10 protein-coding genes are annotated in these 7,264 nt (G+C 71.4%); 9 read left to right on the forward strand and 1 reads right to left on the reverse strand.

Annotation, left to right across the window (positions count from 1 at the left end; all coding sequences use genetic code 11):
- The first annotated feature begins 4 nt into the window (after window positions 1–4).
- The 6 genes from ACFCY7_RS21800 to ACFCY7_RS21825 all read left to right on the forward strand — a co-directional run bounded on the left by ACFCY7_RS21800 (window position 5) and on the right by ACFCY7_RS21825 (window position 4,153).
- Window positions 5–1,258 (forward strand): hypothetical protein, encoded by a 1,254-nt coding sequence (locus ACFCY7_RS21800; protein WP_376487487.1) that lies wholly within the window; start codon window positions 5–7, stop codon window positions 1,256–1,258.
- A 123-nt stretch (window positions 1,259–1,381) separates the two neighbouring features.
- Window positions 1,382–2,071, forward strand: coding sequence for a DUF2993 domain-containing protein (locus ACFCY7_RS21805; protein WP_376487489.1), 690 nt, complete (start codon window positions 1,382–1,384; stop codon window positions 2,069–2,071).
- Between the two features lie 240 nt (window positions 2,072–2,311).
- Complete coding sequence (locus ACFCY7_RS21810) at window positions 2,312–2,392, forward strand: putative leader peptide (RefSeq protein WP_350497993.1); 81 nt, start codon at window positions 2,312–2,314, stop codon at window positions 2,390–2,392.
- Window positions 2,393–2,562: 170 nt separating this feature from the next.
- Complete coding sequence (locus ACFCY7_RS21815) at window positions 2,563–3,408, forward strand: sulfurtransferase (RefSeq protein ID WP_376487491.1); 846 nt, start codon at window positions 2,563–2,565, stop codon at window positions 3,406–3,408.
- A gap of 50 nt (window positions 3,409–3,458) precedes the next feature.
- Window positions 3,459–3,746 (forward strand): DUF1416 domain-containing protein, encoded by a 288-nt coding sequence (locus tag ACFCY7_RS21820; protein WP_017242395.1) that lies wholly within the window; start codon window positions 3,459–3,461, stop codon window positions 3,744–3,746.
- Window positions 3,747–3,889: 143 nt separating this feature from the next.
- Window positions 3,890–4,153: a DUF3099 domain-containing protein gene (locus ACFCY7_RS21825; protein WP_376487493.1), complete on the forward strand. Its 264-nt coding sequence runs from the start codon at window positions 3,890–3,892 to the stop codon at window positions 4,151–4,153.
- 42 nt (window positions 4,154–4,195) lie between these two features.
- Here ACFCY7_RS21825 and ACFCY7_RS21830 read toward each other — a convergent pair whose 3' ends face one another.
- Window positions 4,196–4,558: a DsrE family protein gene (locus tag ACFCY7_RS21830; RefSeq protein ID WP_376487494.1), complete on the reverse strand. Its 363-nt coding sequence runs from the start codon at window positions 4,556–4,558 to the stop codon at window positions 4,196–4,198.
- A gap of 187 nt (window positions 4,559–4,745) precedes the next feature.
- Here ACFCY7_RS21830 and ACFCY7_RS21835 point away from each other — a divergent pair, with 187 nt between their 5' ends.
- From ACFCY7_RS21835 to ACFCY7_RS21845, 3 genes are read left to right on the forward strand one after another with little or no spacing between them, the layout of a single operon-like run.
- Window positions 4,746–5,549: a hypothetical protein gene (locus ACFCY7_RS21835; RefSeq protein WP_376487495.1), complete on the forward strand. Its 804-nt coding sequence runs from the start codon at window positions 4,746–4,748 to the stop codon at window positions 5,547–5,549.
- Window positions 5,546–6,325: a hypothetical protein gene (locus tag ACFCY7_RS21840; RefSeq protein ID WP_376487497.1), complete on the forward strand. Its 780-nt coding sequence runs from the start codon at window positions 5,546–5,548 to the stop codon at window positions 6,323–6,325. The genes ACFCY7_RS21835 and ACFCY7_RS21840 overlap by 4 nt, the downstream gene beginning before the upstream one ends.
- Window positions 6,322–7,173 (forward strand): hypothetical protein, encoded by an 852-nt coding sequence (locus tag ACFCY7_RS21845; RefSeq protein WP_376487498.1) that lies wholly within the window; start codon window positions 6,322–6,324, stop codon window positions 7,171–7,173. Before ACFCY7_RS21840 ends, ACFCY7_RS21845 begins: the two co-directional genes overlap by 4 nt.
- The last annotated feature ends 91 nt before the right edge of the window (window positions 7,174–7,264 follow it).

Genomic DNA, 7,264 nt, shown 5'->3' on the forward strand with positions numbered 1-7,264 from the left:
CAGCATGAGCAACGACCACTACTACGGCGGGCAGCAGTACGACCCGTACGCGGACGGGCAGCAGAACGGGCAGCAGGCCTCCGCCGACGTCACGCAGACGTGGGAGGGCCAGACCTGGGACACCCAGTACCAGCCCGCCGTCTCGTACGACCAGGTCCGGGCCGCGCAGGCCCAGGCGCCCGCGGCCCACGGGACGCAGGAGGCGTACGAGCAGCCGCAGGCCCAGCCGTACGAGCAGCAGCCCTACGCCCAGCCGTACGGGCAGCCGTACGAGCAGCCCCACGCCCAGCCGTACGAGCAGTACCCGTCGTCGCACGGGGCTTCGGCGGAGTACTACGGCGAACCGCGGCAGACGGCGGGCGCGACTCCGGCCCCGGCCCCGGCCGTGGCTCCGGCCGTGGCTCCGGCCGCGACGCCGGCCCCGGTCGCCTCGCCCGCCCAGGCGTCCGAGGCCGAGGCGGCGCCCGCGTACTCCTCGCCGACGACGTCCGGGAACACCCGGATCACCGACGCCCAGCGGGCCCGGGCGGAGGGCCGGTCGCCGATCATCGAGCCCGGCATGCAGCCGGCCGCGCTGACCGCCGTCCTCGGCCTGCTGCTCGCCGGCGGCGCGGCCATCGGCTCGTACGGGCTCCTCGTCCCGCTGGTCCTGCTCCAGGCCCTGACGGCCGCGGGCTGGTTCCGGCTCAACGGCATGTGGCCGGCCCGGCAGGGCATCGCCCTCGCCTTCGCCGGCGGGCTCGTCGCCGACGCCGCGCTGCTCGCCACCGGCCGCGAGCACGCGGCCCCCGCGATCCTGGGCACGCTCGGCGTCTGGGTGCTGCTCTGCCTCGTCCTCCAGCTGCGCAGCCACGCCGATCCGGACGAGCGGATGTACGGCCTGATGGCGACCATCGCCTCCGCCGCGCTGACCGTCGTCGCCACCGGCCACCTCGGCGCCGCACCCGACGCGGTGGTCGTCGGCGGGGTCGCCGTCGCCGCCGCCGTCCTCGCCCGGGCGCTGCCGCTGCCCGGCCCGGTCTCCCTGGTCGCCTCGCTGCTCGCGGCGGCGGGCGCCGGGGTCGCGGCGGGCGGCTTCACGGACCTGGGCACCTCCGGGGCGCTCCTCGGCCTCGGTGCCGGAGTCTGCGCGCTGATCGGCCTGCGGGCGGCGAGCTACGACTACCCGTCCCGCTTCGTCCACATGACCGCGGGCGTGGCGCTGCCGCTGACGGCCGCCGCACCCGCCGTCTACCTGCTCGGCCGCGCCCTGGCCTGAGCCCCGCCCGTCCGGCTCGCCCGGGCCCCGGGAACCAACCGGCCCCCCGACACGTCGATCTTCGTGTCGGGGGGCCGAAGACTTCTCCACACCGAAGCTTTCTACCGGGGGGACGCTCATCCCATGCGAGCACTGCGGATTCTGCTGATCCTGGCTGTCGTGCTGGGCGGGATCCTCGTCGGGATCGACCGGCTGGCCGTGGCCTACGCCGAGTCGGAGGCGTCGAGCCGGGTGAAGCTCTCGGCCGCCACCAGCGAGTCGATCGACGTCGACATCAAGGGCTTCCCCTTCCTCACCCAGGTCGCGGACAAGCGGTTCGACCAGGTCGACGTGAAGGCGACCGGTGTGCAGGCGACGGCGGGCAGCAAGCGCATCCGGGTCGGCGAACTGACCGCCGTCCTGCGGGACGTGACCGTCACCGGCGACTGGGCGGGCGCGAAGGCCGGCTCGGCGTCCGGCACCGCCCTCATCTCGTACGCCGACCTCACCGCCGCCGCGGCCGACCAGGACGCCACCGTCGCCTACGGCGGCAACGGCAAGGTCAAGGTGACCGGCGGCGTGAAGATCATGGGCCGCACCCTGACGCGTACGGTCACCTCGACGGTGACCGTCGTCGACGGCGGCACGATCCGGGTCCGCGCCGACGAGGTGCCCGGCGAGGGCATCCCCGGCATCGAGGAACTCGTCCGCGCCCGCACCGACTTCGAGCGCCCGATCGGGATGATCGCCGGCATGAAGGTCGAGAAGGTCGAGCCCCGTCCGGACGGCCTCGCCGTGATGGTGACCGGCAAGGACGTCGTCCTGGCGGGCTGACGCCCGGGCGCCGAAAATCCTCCGGGCCCCCTCGGGCCGCCTCCAGGGCACCGCCATGACCCCTGCTGGTCACATGGTGAGACACTGGTGTCCGATCCGCAGATGGTGAACCGGACGCCTGGGTACGGAGGCGTCCGGAGCCCCTCCGCACGGTGACCGCGTCTCGCATCTCGGACGATCGCGTCTCAAAATACGACACGCCGGTGACACGGCCGCCTGTCCGTCCCTACGATCGAGGGCATGAAGCGACAGGCGGATCTCACGAAGCGGCGGGCAGTAGACCTGTGCCGCGTCGCCGCCATGCTCTGTCGTTCCGTCTGAGCGGGACTCGCCACTCCCGTATTCCTCAGGCCCTCCCACCGTGGTCAGGGCCGCCCTGTGCACCGCCGTACGCACGTCCGCCGTCCGTACGCCACGCGACGACGCGTACCGCACCACACACACGCACCACCCGCACCACACCGCCGCACACTGCCCCGGAGGAGAACAGCATGGCTCGCAGCGACGTACTGGTCGACGCGGACTGGGTCGAGGCCAACCTCGACAACCCGCAGGTCGCTCTCGTCGAGGTCGACGAGGACACCTCGGCCTACGAGAAGAACCACATCCGCAACGCCATCCGGATCGACTGGACCCAGGACCTCCAGGACCCGGTCCGCCGCGACTTCATCGACCAGGAGGGCTTCGAGAAGCTCCTCTCGGCCAAGGGCATCGCGAACGACACCACGGTCGTCCTCTACGGCGGCAACAACAACTGGTTCGCCTCCTACGCCTACTGGTACTTCAAGCTGTACGGCCACCAGGACGTGAAGCTCCTCGACGGCGGCCGCAAGAAGTGGGAGCTCGACTCCCGCGACCTGGTCGACGGCTCCGACATCCCGGCCCGCCCGGCCACCGAGTACAAGGCCAAGGCCCTGGACAACTCGATCCGCGCCTTCCGCGACGACGTCGTGGCCGCGATCGGCGCCCAGAACCTGGTCGACGTCCGCTCGCCCGACGAGTTCTCCGGCAAGCTGCTCGCCCCGGCGCACCTCCCGCAGGAGCAGTCGCAGCGCCCCGGCCACGTGCCGAGCGCCCGCAACATCCCGTGGTCGAAGAACGCCAACGACGACGGCACCTTCAAGTCGGACGACGAGCTCAAGGCCCTCTACGAGGCCGAGCAGGTCGATCTGGCGAAGGACACCATCGCCTACTGCCGCATCGGCGAGCGCTCCGCGCTGACCTGGTTCGTCCTGCACGAGCTGCTCGAGGTCACGAACGTCAAGAACTACGACGGCTCGTGGACCGAGTACGGCTCCCTCGTCGGCGTGCCGATCGAGCTCGGCGCCAACAAGTAAGTCCCCGGACTCCTCCCCTCCGGACCCCTCGACCGTAAGGACAGAACATCATGTGTGGAGCGCAGCCCGGCGGCCCCGACGCCTCGACGATCAAGCCCGGTGAGACCACCATCCAGGGCTTCGTGACCAAGGACGGCGAGCCCGTCACCGGTTACGTCCGCCTCCTGGACTCGACCGGCGAGTTCACGGCCGAGGTCCCGACCTCCGCCACCGGACAGTTCCGCTTCTACGCGGCCGAGGGCACCTGGACCGTCCGCGCCCTGGTCCCCGGCGGCACCGCCGACCGCCAGGTCGTCGCGCAGAAGGGTGGCCTCGCGGAGGTCGCCATCGCGGTCTGATCCGCGCACCGAACGGCCGGAGGGCCGTGCCTCCTGGGGGGTTGGACGCCATCACCAGGACTGAGAGGCACGGCCCTCCGGTCTTCCCTTTTCCGCGCCGGGACACCCGCGCCGGGAAGCCCGCCCCGCCGTACCCTGAAGGTGTGTACGCACGGCGTCGGCACGTCTATTTCTGGATGATGGGTGCCTGCCTGGTCCTCTTCGTGGGCGCCTGGGCCGTCGTGCGCCTCTTCTCCATGCCCGTCGCCATCGGCATGTGCGTCGTCGCCATGGTCATCCCGCCCGTCGCCGCCATGGTCGCCAACCGCCGCGGCCCCGAGGACCGCTGGTGGGACGACCCCTCGGGCGACCCGACGTCCGACGAGTGGTGGGACGAGCTGGACGGCAAGAAGCGCCGGGACCAGTAGCCGCCGGGATCAGCAGACGCCGGGACCAGTAGCCCGCCGGGATCAGTAGACGAGGGCCTGGGTCTCGTCGGACATCGCTTCCTGGACGAAGACCTGCGCGCCCGCGATGCGGACGCCGTCGAGGACGTCCGCCTCGGTGATCTCGCGGCGGGCGGCGCACTGGGTGCAGAGCGTGACGCGGCCGGCCGCCAGGATCGACTCGATGAGGTCCGGCAGCGGCGCCGCGTGCGGAAGCTCGAACTCCGCCGCCCGGCCCGGCAGCGCGAACCACGAGGACTCCCCGGTCAGCCACAGCGAGACCTCGACGCCGCTCGCGACGGCGACGGCGGCCACCGTGAAGGCCTGCGAGCAGCGTTCGGGGGCGTCGGCCCCTGCGGTCACCTTGATCACGAGCTTCTTCGCCATGTGCCGAACTGTAATGCGCGGCAACGCAACCCCATGCGCCCCTCGCGTGTCAGCTGGGTGCGCGGATGACGGAATCCGCCCTTCAGGTCTCGTGGGGGGACTCTTGAGCAACGAGGAAACCATCCCAAACCAGGGAACAGCGCCACCTCCAGAGCGGAACACCGAACCGGAAGCAGCAGCTCCGGTCGTGAATCCTGAGGACGAAGGTGCCGCGGGCGCCGCAGGGGACACCGGGGAGGCCGGCCCGGACGCCGGGACCCCGGAGGCTCCCGTCGCCCGCCCGCGCCGCCGGGCCCTCCGCACGGTCGGACTGATCGCCGTCGCCGCCGTCCTCGGTCTCGTCGGCGGCACCGCCGTCGGCTACCGCATCCAGGCCGACCGCGACCCCACCCCGCTGCCCGCCCTCAACCAGGTCGGCCTCGCCTACCCGGCCGAGCCGCTGCCCGAGGGCGAGGAGCCGGAGCCGCTGTCGGCGAAGGAGGACCTGCAGTCGAAGGCGCAGGGCGACCTGCGGAAGCTGCTGGTACCGCGCCCGGCGGGGGCGAAGGCCGACGGTGAGGACGGCTGGGTTTCGCTCTCGACCTATGTCTCCGACTACACCTGGCCGAACGAGGCGCTGAAGTTCCAGCTCCGCCAGAACATCCGGCGCATCGCGAGCCGCTCGTGGCGATCGGGCGAGTACCGGACGGTCACGGTCAACCTCCTTCAGTACCGGCCCGGCGAGCAGATCGGCGCCCTGGAGTTCGTGGAGGACCAGTTCTCCTACGCGCGAGACGACTCCGACACGGCCGGTGAGGAGCTGAAGGGCTCCGGGAACGGCCGCTACTTCGTCTACCCGGTGCATCGCGAGGCGGGATTCCTCGACGTCTACGAGGCCCGCGCGTTCGCCCAGCGTGGGGACGTCGCGATCGAGATTTTCATGTTCGACACCCGGAAGATCGCCGAGAAGGACATCCGTTCGCTCGCCGAGAAGCAGTTGGAGCGCCTGTGAGCGAGAAGCCCGGGAGCCGCCGGCGCCGGATCCTGAAGAACGTACTGGTCTCCGTCCTCGTCCTGGGGGCCATCGGCGGCGGGGTCGCCTACACCGCCGTCACCACCGACGGGGCCGACCGGACGGCGCCGACCGTGGGGGGGGGGGGGCCCACCCCGAAGGTGGAGTCCGACGACCCGGCCGAGGGTGTCGCCAGGGGGCGTGCCTCCACTCCGCTGAGCAAGCTCCTCCTGCCCATGCCGGTCGGCTACCGGCTGGGATCGGACATCGAGGGGTACGGCAACGACGGAGAGCTCGGGGCCCGACAGGCCGCGGAGCTGCTCAAAGCGACGGGCAAGGGCGTCTACGGCAAGAAGCGCCGCGAGTACGAGAAGCGGATCGACGCACTCGGGCTCCAGGGCATGGCCATGCGCTCGTACGCCGGGATCTCCGCCGACCTCCAGGTGGAGGTGCTCGTCATGCGCATGAAGGACAAGAAGGCGGTCCGGAACTTCTACGGCATGCGGACGGAGCTGGCCGACTACCTGAAGCTCCGCAAGGGACCGAAGGTCGAGGACCACGAGCGCAACGCCGCCTGTCACCTCCTCCCCGAGCCCACCAGGGGCGACAAGGAGGAGAAGGAGGCCCGGCTGCGGGGCATGACGTGCACGGCCTACACCGGCGAGTTCCTGGTCAGCCTCGCGGCGTACGGCGCCGCGCCGCTGGACGGGAAGGCCGTCTCCGATCTGCTCGCGAAGCAGCTCGGGCACATCGATTCCCCGGGGGAGTACGTATGACCGAGCAGCAGACCATGACGGTCGCCGACGTGGTGCCCGCCCCGGAGCCGGTGGCAGAACCCGCTCTCTCCCCCGCCGCTCCCCGGCGGTCCCGCCGTGTCCTGTGGGCCGTCGCCCGCTGGACGGCCGCGGTCGTCGTGTGCGGCGGTGTCGGCGCGGGCACGGCCATGGGGATCACGGCGCTCGACCGGGAGGACGTGCCGGGCCTCGCGACCGAGAGCGACGGCCGCTGGGAGTACCCGCGGCTCCGGCTGCCGGCGCTTCCGGTGGACCGGCCGCGCCCCTTCGGCGACGACAACGAGGGAGAGATCCACCATGCCGACGTGCGGCAGCTGCTGCTGCCCGCGCCGGTCGGGGCGACCGTCGACCCGAAAACGAACGGCGGGTTCGTGTCCACGGACGCGTACCTCTCCCTCTACGGGAAGGAGTACCGCGCCGAGATGAAGCAGGCGCTGGCGGACTCCACCCTGCGGCACATCGCGGCCCGGGCCTGGACGACCCCGGACGGCACGCGGACCAGCGTCCATCTGCTCCGGTTCGCCTCGGTGGCGTACGCGCAGCAGTACCACGACGAGACCCTGCGCGGGGGCTACGGCACCGTGGGCCTCAAGACGCTGCCCGATGGGGTCGACGGCTTCGTCATGGATTCCTTCACCGAGGGCATCAAGGTGCGGGACACGAAGGCCGACGCCTTCTGGGAGAGGAAGCCCTACGGCCCCGAGCAGGTCCGCTGGGCCTACGTGCAGGCGGGTGACACGCTCGCGTTGGTCACGCAGACGCGGAAGGGCGGGGCGCTCGCGGTGCCGTTCCAGCAGACGGTGACGCTGCAGAACCAGCTGCTCGGCTAGAGCGTGTCTCTTTGATCGGTTGGTCAGTTGATCGGATGTGTCCGTCCGGTTAGTGATCACTGATGCGATGTGGGACCGGATCGAGCCGCTG

Origin of the sequence: Streptomyces sp. NPDC056361 (genome assembly GCF_042262805.1) — a bacterium.
Classification (GTDB): Bacteria; Actinomycetota; Actinomycetes; order Streptomycetales; family Streptomycetaceae; genus Streptomyces.

Bases quoted from the DNA above. Each gene is read 5' to 3' on its own strand.
- ACFCY7_RS21800 (WP_376487487.1), top strand. From the start codon at position 5: ATGAGCAACGACCACTACTACGGCGGGCAGCAGTACGACCCGTACGCG.
- ACFCY7_RS21805 (WP_376487489.1), top strand. From the start codon at position 1,382: ATGCGAGCACTGCGGATTCTGCTGATCCTGGCTGTCGTGCTGGGCGGG.
- ACFCY7_RS21810 (WP_350497993.1), top strand. From the start codon at position 2,312: ATGAAGCGACAGGCGGATCTCACGAAGCGGCGGGCAGTAGACCTGTGC.
- ACFCY7_RS21815 (WP_376487491.1), top strand. From the start codon at position 2,563: ATGGCTCGCAGCGACGTACTGGTCGACGCGGACTGGGTCGAGGCCAAC.
- ACFCY7_RS21820 (WP_017242395.1), top strand. From the start codon at position 3,459: ATGTGTGGAGCGCAGCCCGGCGGCCCCGACGCCTCGACGATCAAGCCC.
- ACFCY7_RS21830 (WP_376487494.1), bottom strand. From the start codon at position 4,558: ATGGCGAAGAAGCTCGTGATCAAGGTGACCGCAGGGGCCGACGCCCCC.
- ACFCY7_RS21845 (WP_376487498.1), top strand. From the start codon at position 6,322: ATGACCGAGCAGCAGACCATGACGGTCGCCGACGTGGTGCCCGCCCCG.